The organism is Bacillus sp. 7884-1 (assembly GCF_002272245.1).
Taxonomy (GTDB): domain Bacteria; phylum Bacillota; class Bacilli; order Bacillales; family Cytobacillaceae; genus Neobacillus.
Window position 1 is genome coordinate 1 of sequence record NZ_NPDD01000151.1, and the last position, 19,928, is coordinate 19,928.

Annotated in this window: 21 protein-coding genes; 20 read left to right on the forward strand and 1 reads right to left on the reverse strand. The window is 37.2% G+C overall.

Annotation, left to right across the window (positions count from 1 at the left end; all coding sequences use genetic code 11):
• The first annotated feature begins 87 nt into the window (after nucleotides 1–87).
• The 15 genes from CHI06_RS17815 (at nucleotide 88) to CHI06_RS17885 (ending at nucleotide 13,018) form a co-directional block, all read left to right on the forward strand.
• Nucleotides 88–537: a hypothetical protein gene (locus tag CHI06_RS17815; RefSeq protein ID WP_095249974.1), complete on the forward strand. Its 450-nt coding sequence runs from the start codon at nucleotides 88–90 to the stop codon at nucleotides 535–537.
• A 421-nt stretch (nucleotides 538–958) separates the two neighbouring features.
• Nucleotides 959–2,230, forward strand: coding sequence for an ATP-binding protein (locus CHI06_RS17820; RefSeq protein ID WP_095249975.1), 1,272 nt, complete (start codon nucleotides 959–961; stop codon nucleotides 2,228–2,230).
• 169 nt (nucleotides 2,231–2,399) lie between these two features.
• On the forward strand, nucleotides 2,400–3,572 hold the full coding sequence (locus CHI06_RS17825) for an HD-GYP domain-containing protein (RefSeq protein WP_095249976.1): 1,173 nt from the start codon (nucleotides 2,400–2,402) through the stop codon (nucleotides 3,570–3,572).
• Nucleotides 3,573–3,716: 144 nt separating this feature from the next.
• A complete protein-coding gene (locus tag CHI06_RS17830; RefSeq protein ID WP_095249977.1) occupies nucleotides 3,717–4,901 on the forward strand; it encodes a hypothetical protein in 1,185 nt (394 codons plus the stop codon).
• 149 nt (nucleotides 4,902–5,050) lie between these two features.
• A complete protein-coding gene (locus CHI06_RS17835; RefSeq protein ID WP_095249978.1) occupies nucleotides 5,051–6,133 on the forward strand; it encodes a hypothetical protein in 1,083 nt (360 codons plus the stop codon).
• Complete coding sequence (locus tag CHI06_RS17840; RefSeq protein WP_095249979.1) at nucleotides 6,120–8,288, forward strand: molybdopterin oxidoreductase family protein; 2,169 nt, start codon at nucleotides 6,120–6,122, stop codon at nucleotides 8,286–8,288. Before CHI06_RS17835 ends, CHI06_RS17840 begins: the two co-directional genes overlap by 14 nt.
• Nucleotides 8,289–8,849, forward strand: a complete 561-nt coding sequence (locus tag CHI06_RS17845; protein WP_063253156.1) for a 4Fe-4S dicluster domain-containing protein — start codon at nucleotides 8,289–8,291, stop codon at nucleotides 8,847–8,849.
• An 11-nt stretch (nucleotides 8,850–8,860) separates the two neighbouring features.
• Nucleotides 8,861–9,385 (forward strand): ubiquinol-cytochrome c reductase iron-sulfur subunit, encoded by a 525-nt coding sequence (locus CHI06_RS17850; protein ID WP_095249980.1) that lies wholly within the window; start codon nucleotides 8,861–8,863, stop codon nucleotides 9,383–9,385.
• A complete protein-coding gene (locus tag CHI06_RS17855; protein WP_095249981.1) occupies nucleotides 9,375–9,566 on the forward strand; it encodes a hypothetical protein in 192 nt (63 codons plus the stop codon). The genes CHI06_RS17850 and CHI06_RS17855 overlap by 11 nt, the downstream gene beginning before the upstream one ends.
• Nucleotides 9,559–9,870, forward strand: a complete 312-nt coding sequence (locus CHI06_RS17860; protein WP_095249982.1) for a hypothetical protein — start codon at nucleotides 9,559–9,561, stop codon at nucleotides 9,868–9,870. The genes CHI06_RS17855 and CHI06_RS17860 overlap by 8 nt, the downstream gene beginning before the upstream one ends.
• Complete coding sequence (locus CHI06_RS17865) at nucleotides 9,857–10,129, forward strand: hypothetical protein (RefSeq protein WP_095249983.1); 273 nt, start codon at nucleotides 9,857–9,859, stop codon at nucleotides 10,127–10,129. Before CHI06_RS17860 ends, CHI06_RS17865 begins: the two co-directional genes overlap by 14 nt.
• A gap of 22 nt (nucleotides 10,130–10,151) precedes the next feature.
• Nucleotides 10,152–10,805 carry a sensor histidine kinase gene (locus tag CHI06_RS17870; RefSeq protein WP_095249984.1) on the forward strand — a complete coding sequence of 218 codons (654 nt, stop codon included), beginning with the start codon at nucleotides 10,152–10,154 and terminating at the stop codon, nucleotides 10,803–10,805.
• A gap of 20 nt (nucleotides 10,806–10,825) precedes the next feature.
• Nucleotides 10,826–11,479 carry a response regulator gene (locus CHI06_RS17875; protein ID WP_095249985.1) on the forward strand — a complete coding sequence of 218 codons (654 nt, stop codon included), beginning with the start codon at nucleotides 10,826–10,828 and terminating at the stop codon, nucleotides 11,477–11,479.
• 15 nt (nucleotides 11,480–11,494) lie between these two features.
• The gene (locus tag CHI06_RS17880; protein ID WP_095249986.1) at nucleotides 11,495–11,956 is read left to right on the forward strand and encodes a GAF domain-containing protein; all 462 of its coding nucleotides are present in this window, start codon (nucleotides 11,495–11,497) and stop codon (nucleotides 11,954–11,956) included.
• Nucleotides 11,957–11,959: 3 nt separating this feature from the next.
• Nucleotides 11,960–13,018, forward strand: coding sequence for a sensor histidine kinase (locus CHI06_RS17885; RefSeq protein WP_095249987.1), 1,059 nt, complete (start codon nucleotides 11,960–11,962; stop codon nucleotides 13,016–13,018).
• Between the two features lie 46 nt (nucleotides 13,019–13,064).
• Here CHI06_RS17885 and CHI06_RS17890 read toward each other — a convergent pair whose 3' ends face one another.
• Nucleotides 13,065–14,717, reverse strand: a complete 1,653-nt coding sequence (locus CHI06_RS17890; RefSeq protein WP_095249988.1) for a glutamine--tRNA ligase/YqeY domain fusion protein — start codon at nucleotides 14,715–14,717, stop codon at nucleotides 13,065–13,067.
• A gap of 165 nt (nucleotides 14,718–14,882) precedes the next feature.
• Here CHI06_RS17890 and CHI06_RS17895 point away from each other — a divergent pair, with 165 nt between their 5' ends.
• The 5 genes from CHI06_RS17895 (at nucleotide 14,883) to CHI06_RS17915 (ending at nucleotide 19,819) form a co-directional block, all read left to right on the forward strand.
• Nucleotides 14,883–15,866, forward strand: coding sequence for a Gfo/Idh/MocA family protein (locus CHI06_RS17895; protein ID WP_095250001.1), 984 nt, complete (start codon nucleotides 14,883–14,885; stop codon nucleotides 15,864–15,866).
• A 171-nt stretch (nucleotides 15,867–16,037) separates the two neighbouring features.
• Nucleotides 16,038–17,051 carry a 4Fe-4S binding protein gene (locus tag CHI06_RS17900; RefSeq protein WP_095249989.1) on the forward strand — a complete coding sequence of 338 codons (1,014 nt, stop codon included), beginning with the start codon at nucleotides 16,038–16,040 and terminating at the stop codon, nucleotides 17,049–17,051.
• A gap of 269 nt (nucleotides 17,052–17,320) precedes the next feature.
• Nucleotides 17,321–18,151, forward strand: coding sequence for a 5-dehydro-4-deoxy-D-glucuronate isomerase (kduI, locus tag CHI06_RS17905; protein ID WP_218833106.1), 831 nt, complete (start codon nucleotides 17,321–17,323; stop codon nucleotides 18,149–18,151).
• Between the two features lie 60 nt (nucleotides 18,152–18,211).
• Nucleotides 18,212–18,994, forward strand: coding sequence for a 2-dehydro-3-deoxy-D-gluconate 5-dehydrogenase KduD (kduD, locus tag CHI06_RS17910; RefSeq protein WP_095249991.1), 783 nt, complete (start codon nucleotides 18,212–18,214; stop codon nucleotides 18,992–18,994).
• A gap of 42 nt (nucleotides 18,995–19,036) precedes the next feature.
• The gene (locus CHI06_RS17915; RefSeq protein WP_095249992.1) at nucleotides 19,037–19,819 is read left to right on the forward strand and encodes an IclR family transcriptional regulator; all 783 of its coding nucleotides are present in this window, start codon (nucleotides 19,037–19,039) and stop codon (nucleotides 19,817–19,819) included.
• The last annotated feature ends 109 nt before the right edge of the window (nucleotides 19,820–19,928 follow it).

Sequence of the window (19,928 nt, forward strand, 5' to 3'; positions counted from 1 at the left end):
GTGCTTTTCTTTGTTATAATACCATTATAAAAGTAAATTTTAGGAAAACAATGGTAACATAAAAAGAAAAAGAAAGAGGGATGGAAAATGAGGTTAGAATATCGATTGGATGATGAATTTAAAAACTATCCTGCCATATATAATTACCCAGATATTTCTCGTGTTGAAGCAACAGCAAGAATGACCTGTGAATATTTCGTAAAAGACAGAGAAACCTTTGTAGTTAGTGCGACTTCTATGGATCCAGATGGAACAGCGGTGATGTATGTGAAAAGAGAAAATTATCACAATGATTCCTCGGACACTATCTATTCTCACATAGGCTTTGAAGTCAGAGAATTAATGGGAACCTCATCTAGAGTAGTGGAGAAAAAAGATGTTTGGGAACATGAAGAGATAGTAACAACACTTCATTCGGATTTTATCTACGTTCATAAGAATGGAAAGGCTTTGGAATTCTCATTAGATTCAAGAGAAATTGACGAAGACCGTAAATGCTACGTTTATTATGGGAAATTTACTGGCAAAAGTCGATAAGGGAATATAAGAAAATTTTCTTATTTTGAAGGATGCTGGCGATTAATGTCGTATTATTTATCATATATATATGGATATTTTCTTGGAGGAAAGTCAAATGTTGGCAGAAAAACTTCTTTTGAATTTACTTAATACGATCTCACCAGTCCTGCTTTATAAAGAGCAAACTAGGAATTGGGACAGAAGTTACCATGATTCTTCCAGAAGGTAAAAAGGAATTGGTTAATATTTGATTATTAAGAAGCTAACCAACTCAAGCATTGGTTAGTTTTTATTTTATATATTTTTGTAAAATAAGCAGTTTCAGAAGAACCTTGTCGAATGTAATCGAATTTCCAAAAAAAACATCAAGATTTTTTTTGGAAAGGTGGTAGAATAGTAGGAGACATTTTGAATCACAATAATTAAGGGAGTAACTGAAATGATAGTAAGCCCCACGAGCCCTAGATTAATTACAGAAGAGACAAAAACAATAAAATTTTTTTTAGTACTTTTTTATATTTTTTTATTTGCATATGATATTTTTAATTACTATATTCTGCCTATATATACGAAAAAAGGCGTTATTGGTTTATCGAATGAAGGTTTTGGATTTTGGTATCATATAGCTATTATAGGACTCCTTCCCATAGCTCTGTATTTCCTCCAAAAGGGAAATCCCTATATTGTAAAATATATTTACCTCTTTAGCTATACAGTTATTGAAACGATAAATAGCCTAATTATCTATTTTGGTTCGGACAAACCCTATGGATCAGGAAATATTGTTGAATTGTTATTTGTTTTTTTCTCACCGATTTTTGTGAATAAAAAATATTTTTGGACTGCTTCGATTTGTATGATAGGAAAATACGCAATCATTGGAAGTATTTTGCAAGAATCCAATGTTTTACTACCAATTCTAACTTTCTTTATTCTATCAGTAATAGCCTATTTTCTTTTAACACGATTTATCTCCTATATCAATTCTCTAACATCAGCACATATAGAGCTTCGACAAAAAGAGAAACTTGCTGTGATTGGACAAATGGCTGCTGGTATTGGCCATGAGATTCGTAATCCACTTTCAAGTTTAAAAGGCTTTACTCAGCTGCAATGGGAAAGCTATCCAAACACAAATGAATTTTACCCAATAATGATCCAAGAAATAGATCGAATTAATACCATTGTGAATGACTTAATGTATCTCGGAAAGCCAAAAGAGATTAAATTTGTAAAAGCAAATATTGAAGAAATAATTTCTTATACGTTATCGATTACTCAACAACAAGCTGAGAGCCAAGGGGTAACAATAGAAACACAGATGGAAGGACCTTTGCCTCCGATAGATTGTGACCCTCAGCAACTTAAGCAAGTATTTATAAATCTGTTGAAAAATGCAATTGAATCAATGCCTAAAGGCGGGAAAATAAAGGTATATGTAAAAGTTTTAAACAGAAAAAAGATGTCTATCTCCATTGAGGATGAGGGAAACGGAATTGCTGAAGAAAACATTCTAAATTTGGGAGAACCGTTCTTTACAACGAAAAAGGATGGAACGGGCCTGGGATTAATGGTCTCAAATCAGATTATTCTAGACCATAAAGGCGAAATCAAAATTGAAAGCAGTTATGGAGCCGGGACAAGAGTTAATGTGACACTGCCAATATTACAAATGAATGATAATAATTCTACAATTATACAAAAGTCATAAATATAATATGTTACAACGCTATCTGCAATGAGATATAATGTAGAGGAATACCGAATTACAAAGTTTATTGTATTATTATGTATAAAAATAAAGATCTAAATCTACCTATATCTTTTCTAATAGTAACGAAATATATAATAAACATGTGTGAGAAGTACTGGAGGATTATATGATACCACATGAAGAAAAACAAACGGTGAAATGGTATTTATTAATATCATACATTTTATTAATTGGATACGATGTCTTCTACTATTACATTCGTCCCAAGTATCTCGTCACGGATCATCAAAGTAAAATCGGGTTTCCAAGCAATACATGGTATCTAACCTATATAGTTTTATTGATTTTACTTCCAATTGCATTTTATCTCATAAAAGCAAATAAGCAATATTGGATTAAATATGTATTTCTAATTAGCTATTTAAGTGTCTCTTTCATGGCTGATTTTATATTCTATTACGGAAATAGCAAAGATTACACTAGTGGGAATGTAGTTGAGGTTTTTTTGATTCTATCATTGCCTCTCTTCTTGAATACAAAATATTTTTGGGTAGTTACACTAGGAGTTACTCTTAAATACATCTTTTTAGGAGTTACTTTAAATGAACCCTATGTTGTCGTACCAATTGTGTTGGTCGTAATTTTATCAATAATGTCATTCTTTTTGTTAGTCCGCTTTCAAGGGTATGTTCGGGCGATTAGCACCTCTTATGATAACCAATTAGAAGGAATTGTAAAGGGAGTTATTGCAACTCTGGAATTGAAAGATCCGTACACAAGAGGACATAGTGAGCGTGTCGCCAACTATGCCCTGTTGTTAGGAAAAGAAATCGGTAAGCTTACCAAAGAGCAGCAAAAATCCTTTTATTATGCTTGTTTACTTCATGATATTGGTAAGGTTAATATACCTGATCAGATTCTAATGAAGGCTGGAAAACTCACTGATGAGGAGTTTGATATCATCAAAACCCATCCTGTTGTCGGGGCTGATGCAGTAAAGAACGTTGAAGGAATAAAGGATAGTATTTGTGTCATTCTTTCACACCATGAACGCTGGGATGGAAAAGGATATCCTGAGCAATTAAAGGGTGAAGAAATACCGTTACTTGCTAGAATTGCTGCTATTGCTGACGCCTTTGATGCTATGACTTCTTCACGTTCTTACCGGGAAGCAATGCCGGTTGAAGAAGCATACAGACGTATTATTGAAGGCCAAGGGTCGCAATTTGATCCGCAGTTAGTTGAAGTTTTCAAGATTGTTTACCCAGAATGGATCAAATTTCATGAAAAATATCCATGGACAAAGAAGTGGGAGATGCTTAAGGAGGTGGGTTCATGAAAATCCGTAAACTTAAGAAAGTCAAAACGACTTGCTGGTGGTGCCAATTTTTAGGGATTAAGTGATATAAAAGAAGGGTGCAAGCGAAAGCTGTGCATCCTTCTTTTATAATAAAATTAATTAGTAAGGAGCGGTGTTTTTAAGATGAACATAACACTCCACTCGCGAATTTCCATGGTCCCTATCGAAATTCGAAAGGATCAAAAACATTATATAGTTGAAGATATGCTCAAGTGTGAATATTATGAAATGCCCGAGGTATGTATTGAAACAATCAACATGATTAATAAAGGTAGTCAGCTTGTAGAGATTGAGAGGAAATTGAAAGAAAAATTCCCAAATGAAGAGGTTGATCTAGTCGATTTTGCTAAGCAGCTTTATGAGCTAGATTTAATTGAGCAGATTGATGGGGTAAAGATTGAAAAAAAGCACAGTCCAAAAGAACAATTGGGCTTATTATGGATTTCCCCAAAATTAGGTAAATTCTTTTTTAATAAGATTACGGTCCTATTGTATAGTGTAATATTCGTATTGAATATAGTTATTTTCATTCTTAATCCTTCTTTATTTCCCCACCGTGAGGACATATTTGTTTTTGACATTATGGTCGTGAATGTAATCTTTTGGCTTGCGTTTACGTTTATTTTTGTACTTATCCATGAATTTGGTCATGTTTTGGCAATAAGAGCACACAATCTCCCAACGAAATTGGAGATTGGTCACAGAATGTTTTTTGTTGTGCTTTTAACAAATATGTCATCGGTATGGAGACTAAAACCTAAAGAAAGAAATATTCTTTTTTTAGGAGGTCTTTGTTTTGATACAGTACTTCTCTTTGTTTCCCTTATTAGTCAGTTGATATTTCCTAACGGTCATTGGTTTATACTTGGATTAATGCACCTTGCAGTTTTTGATATTGTTTTGAGGATGTTGTTTCAATGTTGTTTTTATATGAAAACTGATCTCTATTTTGTTTTTGAAAATGTATCCGGCTGCTACAACCTGATGGAAAATGCTCAGCAAACTATTAGACAGCAGCTTTCATTTCTAAAATTTAAATCATCGAGTGAAGTTATCTTTACGGGTGAAAATAAGACTGTTTTCACTTATTCCCTCTTCTATTTTCTTGGAATTGTATTAACAATTGTCCTATATTTTATGTACTATATCCCAGAAGTAATCTATGCGGGTAAACAGCTGCTCCCTGGTTTTGTGCAGCCGCCAACAAGTTTACTTTTCTGGGACGCGGTGCTTTTCTCCCTGCAGGTCAGCATCTTCTTACTATTACTGTTGTATTCCTATTGGAAAAAGTACCGCAGTAGAATTTAAATGTGACAAAGATTTGTCTAAAATGAAATTAATAAGGGTTTTTTCCTCGAGAGATGGGGGAGTTCCCCTATATTGGTAACACTAACGATTTTCTTACAATAAGAGTAAGAATAATTCGTTAGTGTTATTTTTTTTGAGGAGGAGCTCCAATGCAGGCAAATACGTCAACAAATCAGAAAGCGGAACGCTCAATCAATGGTGCTTTTGCATCTAAGTTTGCTAAATCCATGTTTTTAACTGTTTCCGCTATTGTTATTCTTTCTTTCATTGCAACGAGAATGTTTACCCATGTTGATTTAAATCTATACGGATATATGGTAGGAACAGTTGTTTTTATAGGTGGATTTTTCTATCGCTTTATCGCATGGGGGGAGAGACCGCCAACCAAAATTTTTATCAAAAAGGGCTTAAAGCTTTTAAAAAGAAAAAGCACCCCTAAAACGGCAGTTAACCATTTAGCTATTTATGATTTTATTAAAAACCGCGGATTGTACCGCTGGGTGCAGCATATTTTAATCGGCTGGGGTTGTGTTCTTGCCTGTCTAGTTACATTTCCACTTGTATTTGGCTGGATGTACTTCACGATGGATGAAATGGGTCAATATACGATTGTCCTAATGGGTCTAAATTTAATGACGGTAAAAGCTGATGGAATCATTGCGTGGTTCTCTTATAATGCCTTAAATATTTCAGCGTTTATGGTCATTTCAGGTGTCTGTATGGCTCTTTACCGCCGCTTAAAAAATATGCAGGCAAGAGCAGAGCAAAAGTTCATCTATGACTTCCTACCGCTTTACTTATTGATATTTATTTCTGTAACAGGACTTTTATTAACCGTCCAAAATGTTTGGCTTCATGGCTGGATGCAGCCGCAAATGTCATTGATTCACCAATTTTCCGTTATTGTCACGCTAATTTATTTACCATTTGGAAAGCTCGCTCATATTCCTTTTCGTCCGGTGAGTGTTTTTGCGAAGAATTACCGTGAGCACTATGCTGAACAGGAAGAGAAAAAGTGTAAAGTGTGCGGTGACCATTTCGTATCAGTCGAACAGTCAAATGATGTCATTCAAGTACTGGGAGTAAATGCGATCGAATTCAATATGGAAGATGGCTTTAATCTTGCTGAATTATGCCTTCCATGCCGTAGAAAATATCGTATTTCAAGATTCTCTGGAATACCAACGCACCAAGTGAAAGTTAAGGAGGCAAATCAGAATGCAAAGGGATAAGTTTTTTAAAGAAATTGAAAATGTACGCCACCCAAATGAAACTCTCGTAAAAACGCACTGCAGCTATTGTGGTATGCAATGCGGGATGAACTTACGTGTCAATACAAAGACCAATAAAATAATCGGAGTTGAGCCTCGTTATGATTGGCCGGTAACCGTCGGCAAAATGTGTCCAAAAGGGGTTACTGCCTATCAGCAAACGAATCATGATGATCGTATTTTAAAACCTTTGATTCGTGATGATGCTTCATTGAAGGGAACGAAAGAAGGCTTCCGAGAAGCTACCTGGGATGAAGCTTATGACTTAATCGTCAAAAAATTCCAAGAGCTGCAACGTGATTTTGGTAAGGATTCACTAAGTGTATATAGTGGTGTATCCATGACTAATGAAAAATGTTATCTAACTGGTAAATTTGCGCGTGTTGGCTTACAAACACGCTACATTGATTACAATGGACGCTTTTGTATGGCGAGTGCTGCCGGAGGATTTTTGAGATCCTTCGGAGTCGACCGTGGATCAACCTTACCATGGACCGATCTTCATGAAACAGATTGTTTGTTTATCGCAGGAAGCAACACGGCAGAATGCCACCCAACATCTATGTTTAGAGTTTGGGCAGTTCAAGAACGGGGTGGTTATTTAATCGTAGCAGATCCTCGTGAAACACCAATTGCCAGAAGAGCAGATGTCCACTTGGATTTAAGACCAGGAACCGATCTTGCTCTTGCAAATGGAATATTAAATTTATTAATCCAGAACGGCTATGCAGATGAAGAATTCGTAAACAACCATACAAACGGCTTTGATGAAACAAAGGAACTAGTGAAAGAATTCACACCAGAATATACGAGTGAACTTACTGGAGTTGCTCCAGAGAAAATCATTCGTGCAGCTGAAATTTATGGTAAAGCACCAAATGCAATCGTTATGTTTGCTCGTGGAATTGAGCAGCAGGTCAAAGGAGTAGACAATGTTTCTGGATATACGAACATGGCATTAGTGACTGGCAAAATTGGCCGTCCTAAAGCAGGTGTTGCTACTTTTACAGGGCAGGGGAATGGCCAAGGCGGACGTGAACACGGTCAAAAAGCAGATGCACTTCCAGGTTACCGAAAAATTAATAATCCTGAGCATGTTAAGGCGGTAGCCAAGGTATGGGGCATTGAACCCGAAGAAATGCCAAAAGAGGGTGTTTCTGCTTACGAAATGTTTGGTTTGATGGAGCAAAAAGTCATCCGAGGATTGTACCTATTGTGCTCAAATCCAGCAGTTTCAGCACCAAACTTAAATTATGTCCGTGAGCAGTTAAAAAATCTTGATTTCATGGTTTGTTCTGATTTTTACCTATCAGAATCTGCAGAGTTTGCAGATGTTATTCTTCCAACTACTACGTGGTCTGAAGATGAAGGAACCGTTACAAATCTCGAAGGACGCTGTATAAAAATTAACAAGGCACAAGAGCCGCTTGGGGAATCTAAACCAGATTGGCAAATTCATGTTGAACTGTGTGAACGTCTCGGCAGAGGTAAATACTTCTCGCATTTAAAAACAGCTAAAGATGTTGCTGATGAATTCCGCTTAGCTTCCAAAGGCGGCTATGCAGATTATTATGGAATCACCTGGGATAAAATCGAAAAACAAGATGGCGTATTCTGGCCTTGTAAAGATGAGAATGATCCTGGAACACCACATATGTTCCTAGATAAAAAATTCTATCATCCAGATGGAAAGGCGAAAATTTGTGCCCTTCCATACCGTCCACCGGCTGAAGAGCCCGATGAAGAATATCCATTGCGCTTAACCACTGGACGCGTTGTTTACCATTATCTATCTGGGAACCAAACAAGAAGAATCAACTTCCTACGGGATATGTGTCCAGAGCCGTACGTAGAAGTACACCCAGAAACAGCTGAAAAATATAACATAAAGCATGAAGAAATGGTTCGTTTATATACTCGCAGAGGCGAAGCAGAGTATAAAGTAAAAGTCACAGAAGCTATCCGAAAAGATACGGTTTTTGTACCTTATCATTTTGGTCATGATAAATCTATTAATCTATTAACGATTGCTGCTCTTGATCCAATGTCAAGAATGCCGGAATTTAAAGCTTGTGCAGCGCAGATTGAAAAACTTGAACTAAAGAAGGTGCAGTAAATGAAAAAGAGGCTATATTTAGAACTTGAAAACTGTATAGGCTGCCGTTCGTGTTTGGCTGCCTGCACACAGTGCGGTGGTCATGAGGAGCGTAACCGTAACTACGTATACGATGTTAACCCGCTTGTTAACCGTCAAACCATGCCTCTAATGTGCCTTCACTGTGTGAATCCAGCATGTGCGAGAAGCTGTCCGGCACAAGCAATCCAAATTCATGAAACAGGTGCTGTTCTTTCAGCTCTAGTGGAAAAGTGTATTGGCTGCCAAAACTGTACGATTGCCTGCCCTTACGGTATTCCAAAGTTTGATACCGAGCAAAATCTAATGTATAAGTGCGATCTATGTATCGACCGTACAAAAGACGGAATCCCTCCAATGTGTGCAAGCGTATGTCCGTCCAATACTTTGCAATGGTTAACAGATGAAGAAATTGAAGCGAAGCAAAAGCAATTTAATTTAGATAACGGTAAATGGGTTACAAGCATGCCTTATTTAGAAGGCGAAACAAATGTTAGAGTGAATCTCCCTGGGATCCTTCAGGGTGTCACGAAATTGTTTTAGGAGGGATTAACATGACAGATAAAAATAATAAAATCCCGTTCAATGAAGATAACTATACACATAATATAAACCGCAATAATGAAAGAAAATTGGACCGCCGCGGTTTTATGAAAACATTGGTCGGTGCTGCAGGTGTATTTGCAGTTTCTTCTCTTCCGTGGGGTGTATTGGCTGCGAAAGAGCTTAACGGACTGGGAGACAAAAAATATCCAAAACAGAAAATTATCGATGTAAAGTCTTTACCTATTGGCGATGCAGTAGATTTCCATTTTCCAGGTGAACATGATAGCGCGATTTTAATTAGGCTATCCGAAGAGAAATATGTCGCTTATCAAAATGCGTGTACTCATCTTCGCTGCCCTGTATTTTGGAAGAAAGATGAGGGCGAAATGCTCTGCCCATGTCATCACGGGAAATTTGACGTTGAAACAGGTGCGCCTACAGCTGGTCCTCCAAGACGCCCGCTCCCTGAGATTTATGTGAAAGTAGAAAACGGAACAGTTTATGCTGTTGGGGTGAAGCGCTATGAAGCGTAGTTATGGAAGTGTTGCGCTCCTTTTAGTCATATTAATGTTAAATATAATAGCTACACAATTTATGGTTCATCAGTATTTTTATGAAAATTATACGAACACAATTGTTGCAGCAGTCATCAATGTAATCCTTTTCCCTGCCGCATTCCTTATTTATAAAAAAGGTGTGAAAATCAATGAATAGTGAAACGTATCTAGATTTTTGTTTTATACGAGAACAAACAGGTGATTTTGCTACCGATATTGATGAATTATTGAAAAGCATGTTTGGGAAAAAGCGATTAAATTGGTTTCTAGAGGAAAAGACAATAGATGGAGCAGAAATGGTAATCGCAGAAGTAAAAGGAATGAGCGATTGGAGTTCAGAGGAAGAAACCATCCTATTCCTTGAGGACCATGCAGATTCAAAGTTTTGGGAGTATCTGCAAGGTTACAAAATGTTCATCTATCCAGCCAAGAAAGGATGTAACAGCTGTGGAAACCATTAATGTAGATGAATTGCAGAGATTCGTTGGGGCAACAATGAAAATAGCGATAGAAGATAAAGATGGCGGGGATCAAGCCCCAGTTGTTAAGAAAATGATAAAAAAAGTTCAGACCTGTCCTGATCATACGCATGTCCGTTTTTATTTTGATACTATCTCTTTTTTAGCAGTCCCACTTAACAGCAAAGTAAATCAATCGGAAGCTAGCTTCTCAGCTTCTGACCTAGTTAGTGGTTTAACCTATACATTTCAAAAAGTCTAGCAAAAGGTCACGGGGGTAAAGTATGGAGCATTCTGCCTCAAAGCAACAAATTCGTTCTTATATTATTCAATCACAAGAGGAAGAAATTAAACGTATTTCTTTGGAGCTGCATGAAGGTGTTGGTCAAAATCTATTTAGTATTCTTACTGGATTACAATTTGTTGAATCAGGATTAAGTCAGCCTCATTTGAAAAACTATTTACATGAAATGACTCAGTTGATTGAAAGAACGATACAAGAGATTAGATTACTCTCAGTCGAGCTCCATCCCCCAGCCTTAACCACACTTGGCTTACTGCCAGCAATTAAGAGCTATATTAAATTATATACCTCAACATTTGGAGTTCTTGTTGATTTAGAATCAATTGGGGAAGAGAAACCAATTCAAGAGCAAAAGAGTGTTGCGGTTTTTCGAGTTTGCCAGGAGGCACTTACAAATATCGCGAAACATGCTGATACATCGAATGTGAAAATGAGTTTGTTTTGGAAGGAAGAGGAATTGAGAATCTCGATTATTGATTTCGGTGGAGGATTTGTCGTAGACGAAATGGTAAATAACCATGTTACTTTAGGAATAGCAGCCATGAAGGAAAGAATGCTTCTAACTGGCGGGCATTGTGTAATATCCTCTAAAATAGGAGAAGGTACGTCTGTTGAAATATCTCTTCCTTTATAGGAAGGGAAGGAGAGGTAAATTTGATTAAAATCCTATTAGTTGATGACCATGCCGTGGTAAGAATGGGTCTTACCATGCTGTTAAATACAAATCCCGAAATGCAAGTAATTGGTGAAGCCTCAGAAGGCAATGAAGGCATAAAAAAGGCCTTGAAGCTTAAACCCGATGTAGTTGTGATGGATTTAAGTATGCCTCATGGTAAGGATGGATTATCTGCGACATCTGAATTGAAAAAGCTAATGCCTAATGTAAATATTTTAATTCTAACCATGCATGATGATGAGGAATACCTGTTTAGAGCCATTCAAGCTGGTGCGTCAGGCTGTATATTAAAAAGTGCGCCGCATGAGGAGCTGATGTCTGCGATTGAGTCCGTCTCTTTAGGGAATGCTTATTTACACCCAGCGGCTACAAAAAGATTAATGGAAGAATATTTAGGCGGCATTAAGCATGACATCCATGATACCTATCATCTTTTATCCGACCGTGAAAAAGAAGTCCTCACACTTGTAGCTAAAGGCTATGCAAACAAAGAAATAGCGGAGCAGTTAGTCATAAGTGTAAAAACGGTTGAAACCCATAAAGGTAACTTAATGGAAAAACTGCAAATGAAGACAAGACCTGAACTAGTGGAGTATGCAGTTAAAAAGGGGCTCTTAGGTTATGGAATTTAAGGAGAAGACCAACGAATGACAGAAATAAGAGAAATTCATTCGGTAATGGAGGTTTGTGATCAGTTACGGAAAGAAGTGGAATGTGATTTTGTTGCCCTTGCCCTTCAAAATGATGTAGGTCCCGATGTTCGATGGCATTATGCTTCAGGAAACGTAAACGATAAATATAAACGAATAACCGTCCGTTTTGGAAAAGGAATCGCAGGAAAAATCATTTCAAGCGGCAGTCCAATGATGATGAGCAACTTTCCAAATGATATCTATGGAAAAGTAACCGACCATCCCATTATGCTTGCTGAAAAACTTGTTTCCTGTTATGCGTCCCCTTTATTTTTTAATGGCACCCCAAAAGGTGTATTGCTGGTTGGAAAAAGGGACTCATACACATTTTCTGAAAATGAGCAGGAAAAGGTGAAAGAGTCATGCGAAACTCTTGAGCAGCTCTTAAGAAGTCATATCTTAGGGGAAGGGGCTTAAGTCATGGAGACAAATCGTCAGCAATCACTAAATCAGCTCAGCAGCCTAGAGTTGGAATTGAAAAAGTCGATTCAAGAATTAATGGATATTAAATTCGCTCTTGATGAATCTTCCATTGTCGCGATAACAGATTCTAGAGGAACCATTACATATGTAAATGAACAATTTATTCAAATTTCGAAGTATACAAAAGATGAGCTTATAGGGCAGGACCATCGGATATTAAATTCCGGTTACCATTCTGCAGAGTTTTTTAAGGAAATGTGGAGAACGATTGGTTCGGGTAAAACCTGGAAAGGTGAAATCTGTAACCGTGCTAAAGAAGGGACCACCTATTGGGTGGATACTACAATTGTTCCATTTATGAATGATAAGGGAAAACCTTATCAATATTTGGCGATTCGTTATGAAATTACAGAACGAAAAAGAGTGGAACAAGAACTTCAAAAAATGATGACAACCATTATTGATGTTCAAGAAGAAGAACGCAGGCGTTTATCTCGAAATTTACATGATGGCATTGGTCAAAATTTATATAGTCATCTGATTACGATAAATCGTTTACTTTCGGAATTAGACCATCCTCTTCTTCAGCAAATGCAAAAGGAAGCAACCCAATTAATTGAAGAAATCCGCGATATATCTTGGGAATTGCGTCCATCTGTTTTGGATGACCTGGGACTCGTTCCTGCGATTCGTTCCTTCCTTTCCCGCTTTTCTGAGAACTATGGGGTTGATGTTTATTTTGAATGTGTGCTGAACCGCCGTTTAGATATAAGCATTGAGCTGACGATATACCGTATCATTCAGGAAGCACTAACCAATATTCGAAAGTATGCAGATGTTTCCGAGGCAACTGTCACAGTAAGAGAAATGGATCAATCAGTAAGGGTTATGATTGAGGATAAGGGGATAGGCTTTGAAATGGTGAAGCAAGCTCGCGGCGTAGGTCTATTTAGTATGGATGAACGAGCTAGAGCTGTTGGCGGAGAATTGACTATTTTCTCAGCTCTTGGTGAAGGAACAAAGATTATCCTAGAAGTCCCAGTAACCCGTTCATAACAATAATCAAAAAAATAGAACCAGGTAATCCCTGGTTCTATTTTTTCTATATCTTAAATGAACTCTTTAATGAAACAATTCGGTTAAAGACGAGTTTATCAACAGTCGTATGCTTTGGATCAACATTGAAATATCCATGTCTAAAGAATTGGAATTTGTCATAAGGTCTGCTTTCCCGCATGTTCGGCTCAACAAATCCTTGTAATACTACTAGTGATTCAGGATTTACGTTATCAAGGAAGGTCTTTTCTTCCTCGTCATCTTCCGTTTTATCAAGAATAAGTGGTTCGTATAAACGAAACTCGGATGGAACAGAATTGGTTGCTTCCACCCAATGAATGGTTCCTTTTACCTTACGGCCAGTAAAGCCGATACCACTTTTAGTTAGCGGGTCATAGGTACAGCGCAGTTCAACGACTTCTCCATTTACATCCTTGATGACTTCTTCACATTTAATAAAATAAGCATGTTTAAGGCGTACTTCACTACCAGGGAAGAGGCGGAAATATTTTGCCGGAGGATTTTCCATGAAATCGTCTTTTTCAATGTAGATTTCACGAGAAAACGGAATTTTCCGTAACCCCATTTCAGGAACCTCAGGATTAATCTCGGCATCAAGTAATTCGATTTGTCCCTCAGGATAATTCGTGATGACCACTTTTAAAGGATTCAGAATCCCCATAGTCCGAGGAGCTTTTAATTTTAAGTCTTCTCTAACAAAGTGTTCAAGCATTTGGGAATCTACGGCGCCGGAACCTTTTGATACACCTGTTTCACGAACAAAATTACGAATCGATTCAGGAGTAAATCCTTTTCGTCTCATTCCAGAGATTGTAGGCATCCTTGGGTCATCCCAGCCATCAACGAACCCTTCGTCCACGAGCTGCTTCAGTTTCCGCTTGCTCATTACCGTGTTGGTTACGTTTAAGCGGCCGAATTCTATTTGCTGCGGTTTACTATCCATTTCGCATTGCTCCACTACCCAGTTATAAAGTGGACGTTGGTCTTCAAACTCAATGGTACAAATGGAATGGGTGACGTCTTCAATCGCATCCTCTAAAGGATGAGCAAAAGCATACATCGGATAGATACACCATTTATCGCCAGTGTTATGGTGTGTTGCATGAGAAATTCGATAAATGACTGGATCACGTAAATTGATATTAGGTGATTTCATATCAATTTTTGCGCGAAGAACCTTTTGACCATTTTCAAATTCTCCGTTTCTCATCCGTTCAAATAAATCAAGATTCTCCTCGACAGAACGATCACGATAAGGGCTCTCTTTACCAGGAGAGGTCAAGGTGCCTCGGAACTCACGAATTTCATCAGCGGACAAGTCATCCACGTAGGCAAGTCCTTTTTTAATTAACAGCACAGCACGTTTGTACATTTCTTCAAAATAATCTGAAGCAAAATTTAAGTTATCCCATTCAAATCCAAGCCATTTCACGTCTTCTTTAATGGAATTAACATATTCGACGTCTTCCTTTAACGGATTGGTATCATCAAATCGTAAATTGGTTTTTCCGTTAAATTCATCCGCTAATCCAAAATTAATGATGATGGATTTAGCATGACCAATATGTAAATATCCATTTGGCTCTGGAGGGAAACGAGTGATAATTTTATCGTGTTTGCCAGATTCCAAATCCTTAATCATAACATCTTTTATAAAATTAGAACTTAGATTGTCCACTCTATTCAACCTCTTTCTTTCATCTCTATTACTTATAAATAACATAAAATATGATATTTTTCCATTGTACCCAACTATTCATTAGAAAAATAGTGGAATTGGTAAAAAGAAAGCAAAAAGGCTACAATATATGCTTATAGAAGGAATGGAAGGGGATTTTATATGATAAATTTAGGTACAGTCGGAACAGGGTGGATTACAGAATCCTTTATAGAGTCAGCAAAACTGAGCGGAAAACTAACTTTAACAGCAGTCTATTCTCGAACAGAGGATAAAGCAAAAAACCTTGCCCACACATATAACGCAGCACACTATTTTACTGATTTAGAGGAAATGGCAAAAAGTCCTGAAATTCAGGCTGTCTATATTGCTTCACCCAATTCAGTCCACTTTGAGCAGGCACTTACTTTCTTGAAAAATAAAAAGCATGTCATTTGTGAAAAGCCGATATTTTCAAATACAGCTGAATTAGAAGAAGCTTATCAAACAGCTGAGGAGAATGGAGTTTATTTATTTGAGGCCATTCGAAATATTCATACCCCAAACTTTCGTATTTTAAAAGAGAAGCTTCATATGGCAGGTAATCTAAGAAGTGCTATTCTTCCATATATGAAGTATTCTTCACGCTACGATTTGTTTTTACAAGGTGAGGAACCAAATATTTTCTCAAGTACCTATTCCGGAGGAGCTTTAGTAGATTTAGGGGTGTATCCGCTCTTCTTAGCTGTCGGTCTATTTGGTGAGCCGAAGAAGGTCACCTATTATCCAGTAATACTAAGGACCGGTGTCGATGGCAGTGGTACACTTATTTTAGAGTATCAAGACTTTGTCTGTACGATTCTTTGTTCAAAGATTTCTGATTCGGAACTTCCATGTGAGATTCAAGGAGAAAAGGGTACCTTTATCCTCGAAGATGCAGCGCCAATATCAGAAATAAAATTTATTGACTGTCATACAAAGGAGAGCGAAATTTTCAGTGTTGCTCAGGAAGAAAAAGACATGGTCTATGAGTGCATCAATATCGCTGAAATCATTGAAACAAACAATGTTCAACAATATGAGAAGCTAAAGGAATGGAGTGAAATTGTACTCCGAGTAACAGAAAAAGCGCGGAAACAGAACAACATTGTGTTTGGAGTAGAACGCTAGGAGAATTTTTAGATATCCAGTAAACCCTATACGTCTTATAAATTAATTATGTCTTTTTTTAGTATAGGGTTGTGAACTCTTTAGGAATCCGCCATTCTTGATGACTTTTATCACATCCCCAATTTTACTTCGTTCTTTATATTTAAGGTGAAGAAGATTGGGGGAATCGTAATGAAGTCAATGAACTGGTACAAGAAACAGTTGAAAAGAAAACCGGTTCAAATAACAAGGTACGTCGTTCAAGCTGTATTCCTGTTATTTTTACTATATGTAGGTGTCCGTTTTTATCAATTCTATACGCATTTTGAAACTCTAGGAAAAACACCATTTGTTGAAAGGCCAGCAACTGTTGAAGGATTCCTGCCAATTAGTGCTTTAATGGCATTAAAGGTCTGGCTTGCCACCGGAGATTTTGATTTGATCCATCCTGCCGGACTAGTATTGCTAAGCTTTTTTGTCGGTGGTGCCATTCTTTTCCGGAGATCGTTTTGCAGCTGGATTTGTCCAATTGGAACAATGAGTGAGTGGATTGCAAGAGTGGGAAAAAAGCTGTTTAAAAGAAATTTTGAAGTGCCCACCTGGCTCGTTTGGCTGTTAACCCCAATCAAGTATTTATTATTGCTTTTCTTTTTGGGTATGGTGGTTGTTATGCCGACGTACGGTGCAATTGCCTTCTTAAACGAACCATATAACAAAATATCTGATGTGAAAATGCTGACATTTTTCTTAGATATTAGCGCTTTTGGGATTGGTTTTCTTACTGTAATGATTGTACTATCTTTATTCTATAGAAACTTCTGGTGTCGCTTTCTTTGTCCTTATGGAGCGTTCATCGGACTTGGGTCGATATTTAGAATTTCAAAGGTTCGTAGAAATGAAGAGACATGCACAAATTGTGAAATGTGTACAAAAGTATGTCCATCCAGAGTAAAAGTGCATAAGGTAGAAACTGTTAATAACTTGAATTGTACCGCTTGTATGGCCTGTGTAGAGGCATGTCCTGTAAAGGATACCTTGAATATGACGGTAGCAAATAAAAAGGTAAGTAAATGGTTTATTCCAGTTTCATTCTTTGTCGTATTTTTCTTAATAGTGGGCTTTGCAAAAATGACGGGACACTGGGAAACCATCATCAGTTATGAAGAATGGAAAATATTAATTCCTGAAGCAAAATATATAGATTAGGAAAAAGAGTAATCTGTTGCCCAAACAGGTTACTCTTTTTTGTTTTGAAATTTATCTGATTATTTCTTAAAACAAGTTGAAAAACTTAAAAATGTCCAATATAATGAGAATGTACATTTCCAAATAAACAATCAAATTTCCTATTTGGAAACAAAAGAAGGAAATCTCCAAAGTTAGCTAAACTGTATAGTTAGGTACCATGCAAGTAAGAAGAAAATTCAAAGGAAAACGTCAGTGCAAAAATAAATCGATAAACAGGAGTGAATAAAGTGGAAACTCGTTATACACATAGCCCAGAAGATATTCGTCATTATTCAACAGATCAATTACGTAAGGAATTTTTAGTAGAAAGTATTTTTGTACCAGGGGAAGTCAGATTGACGTATACCCATAACGACCGGATGATCTTTGGCGGTGTTACACCAACAAATCATCCTTTAACCATTGAACTATCTACAGAATTAGGAGTTACCTACTTCTTAGAACGTCGTGAACTTGGTGTTATTAATATCGGTGGACCAGGATCTATTGTAATCGAAGGCAGAGAAGAACCAATGAAAAAGCAAGATGGATATTACATTGGAAAAGAAACAAAGGATATTCTATTTAAATCAGAAGATCCGTCTAATCCAGCAAAATTCTATACCGTATCCGTACCGGCTCACCATAAGTATCCAAATGTAAGAATTAGTATTGATAATATCGAACCAATGGTGACAGGTGATTCATCGACATTAAATCATCGTTCCATTTATCAATATATTCACCCGAATGTATGTGAAAGCTGCCAGCTTCAAATGGGATATACCATCCTAACTCCAGGAAGTGCTTGGAACACAATGCCGAGTCATACACATGAACGCCGTATGGAAACGTACCTTTATTTCGATATGAAAGAAGATACTCGTGTTTTCCACTTTATGGGCAAACCGGATGAAACCAAACATTTAGTTATTGCGAATGAACAGGCTGCCATCTCACCGAGCTGGTCTATTCATACAGGTGTAGGTTCAAGTGACTATACTTTCATTTGGGCAATGTGCGGTGAAAACATTACATATAATGATATGGACATGGTGCCAATGAAGGACTTAAAATAAATCCTTTTGTTAATTGATTGTTTTAATGTACTTCATTAAACAGATACGGAGGTTTTGAAAATGACGCAGGACTTACAACAATTTTCATTAGATTATTTTAAATTAGATGGTAAAGTTGCGATTGTGACAGGCGGTAATACTGGAATTGGACAAGGCTTTGCGGTTGCGCTGGCAAAAGCAGGAGCAGATCTTTTTATTACTACCCATGGAAATAACTGGGGAGAAACGAAAGAACTAATCGAAAAAGAAGGACGTCGAGCAGCGTTTTTTCAAGGTGATTTAACAGATAAACAAGTTTCAAAGGATATCGTTGCTAAATGCTTAGAAACATATGGAAGAGTAGATATCTTAGTAAATAACGCAGGTACCATCCGCCGTTCGCCTATACTAGAATATAAAGAAGAAGATTGGGATGCAGTAATGGATATTAATCTAAATGCTGTTTACTCATTGAGCCAAGAAGCTGCAAAGGTAATGGCAGAACAAGGCAGCGGAAAGATTATTAATGTTGCATCCATGCTCTCTTTCCAAGGTGGTAAATTCGTACCTTCCTATACAGCCAGCAAACACGGTGTCGCTGGTTTAACAAAAGCATTTGCGAATGAATTAGCAATAAAAGGTATACAAATTAATGCCATTGCGCCTGGTTATGTGGAAACGAAAAATACAGCACCCATTCGTGAGGATGAAGTGCGTCATGCAGAAATTACCTCTCGTATTCCTGCGGGTCGTTGGGCAACTCCAGCTGATTTGCAAAGTGTAGTAGTCTTCCTTGCAAGCAGAGCATCTGATTATATGAACGGAGCCATTATCCCAGTAGATGGCGGTTGGCTCGTTCGCTAGTTTCACATATAATAAGTTATAAAGATGAAGGGAGGTAACATAGTGGAGAATGCAAAACAGCCATATGGTACTGTTCTAATAAAGGCTTCTAGTATCCTAGATTATCTATCTGCAAAGAAAGAACCACAATCCTTAAATGTGATTGCACAGGAAACAGGATTAACAAGCTCAACGGCCTTAAAGATATTGGATACCCTTCTACTTATTGGTTATGTAAAAAAACATCCAGAAACAAAGAAATTCGAACTAGGAAGTGCCTTAATTAAATACGCCAACAAGTATCTTGCAGATCTGGACATTTCAAAAATTTCTTATCCACATTTAAAAGAACTGCAAGGTCTTTTAGATGAAACAATACACTTAGGAATTTTAGAAGGCGATGAGATCCTAACGGTTAATAAATTGGAAACGAAAAAACCGATCGTGTGTTTAAATTCAAGGATTGGTTTATCGAAGCCGCTTTATTGTTCCGCAATGGGAAAAGCCGTGCTAGCAGAAATGTCAGAAAGTGAAGTATTAGCTTATTTTAGCCGAGTGGAACTAAAGGCACTAACTGAAACCACTATTACAGATTCGGAAGCTCTGGTAAGACAGTTAGAGGATATAAAAAGAAATGGGTATGCTGTAGATGACAGTGAAGGTGAAAAAGATGTGTATTGTCTAGGTGTATCACTTCGAATGAATAACAAAACATATGGTGCTTTTAGCGTAAGTGTGCCCTCCTATCGAATTTCACCTGAAGTTAAAGATGAAATCGTTCAAGCCATATTGAAAACAAAGGAAAATATCCAGAGAGAATTACAGCAAAATTATGTTTTTATCTAAACTTAAAAAGAATCTATTTTGAAGAATCTCTTTCAAAATAGATTCTTTTTGTATGTATAGAAAATGAGATACATCCAGCCCATTTTTACATATATATAATTAAAAATAA

Coding starts and splice junctions, on each gene's coding strand:
- CHI06_RS17845 (WP_063253156.1), top strand. CDS start 8,289: ATGAAAAAGAGGCTATATTTAGAACTTGAAAACTGTATAGGCTGCCGT.
- CHI06_RS17850 (WP_095249980.1), top strand. CDS start 8,861: ATGACAGATAAAAATAATAAAATCCCGTTCAATGAAGATAACTATACA.
- CHI06_RS17825 (WP_095249976.1), top strand. CDS start 2,400: ATGATACCACATGAAGAAAAACAAACGGTGAAATGGTATTTATTAATA.
- CHI06_RS17900 (WP_095249989.1), top strand. CDS start 16,038: ATGAAGTCAATGAACTGGTACAAGAAACAGTTGAAAAGAAAACCGGTT.
- CHI06_RS17815 (WP_095249974.1), top strand. CDS start 88: ATGAGGTTAGAATATCGATTGGATGATGAATTTAAAAACTATCCTGCC.
- kduD (WP_095249991.1), top strand. CDS start 18,212: ATGACGCAGGACTTACAACAATTTTCATTAGATTATTTTAAATTAGAT.
- CHI06_RS17835 (WP_095249978.1), top strand. CDS start 5,051: ATGCAGGCAAATACGTCAACAAATCAGAAAGCGGAACGCTCAATCAAT.
- CHI06_RS17840 (WP_095249979.1), top strand. CDS start 6,120: ATGCAAAGGGATAAGTTTTTTAAAGAAATTGAAAATGTACGCCACCCA.
- CHI06_RS17855 (WP_095249981.1), top strand. CDS start 9,375: ATGAAGCGTAGTTATGGAAGTGTTGCGCTCCTTTTAGTCATATTAATG.
- CHI06_RS17860 (WP_095249982.1), top strand. CDS start 9,559: ATGAATAGTGAAACGTATCTAGATTTTTGTTTTATACGAGAACAAACA.
- CHI06_RS17885 (WP_095249987.1), top strand. CDS start 11,960: ATGGAGACAAATCGTCAGCAATCACTAAATCAGCTCAGCAGCCTAGAG.
- CHI06_RS17830 (WP_095249977.1), top strand. CDS start 3,717: ATGAACATAACACTCCACTCGCGAATTTCCATGGTCCCTATCGAAATT.
- CHI06_RS17820 (WP_095249975.1), top strand. CDS start 959: ATGATAGTAAGCCCCACGAGCCCTAGATTAATTACAGAAGAGACAAAA.
- CHI06_RS17880 (WP_095249986.1), top strand. CDS start 11,495: ATGACAGAAATAAGAGAAATTCATTCGGTAATGGAGGTTTGTGATCAG.
- CHI06_RS17870 (WP_095249984.1), top strand. CDS start 10,152: ATGGAGCATTCTGCCTCAAAGCAACAAATTCGTTCTTATATTATTCAA.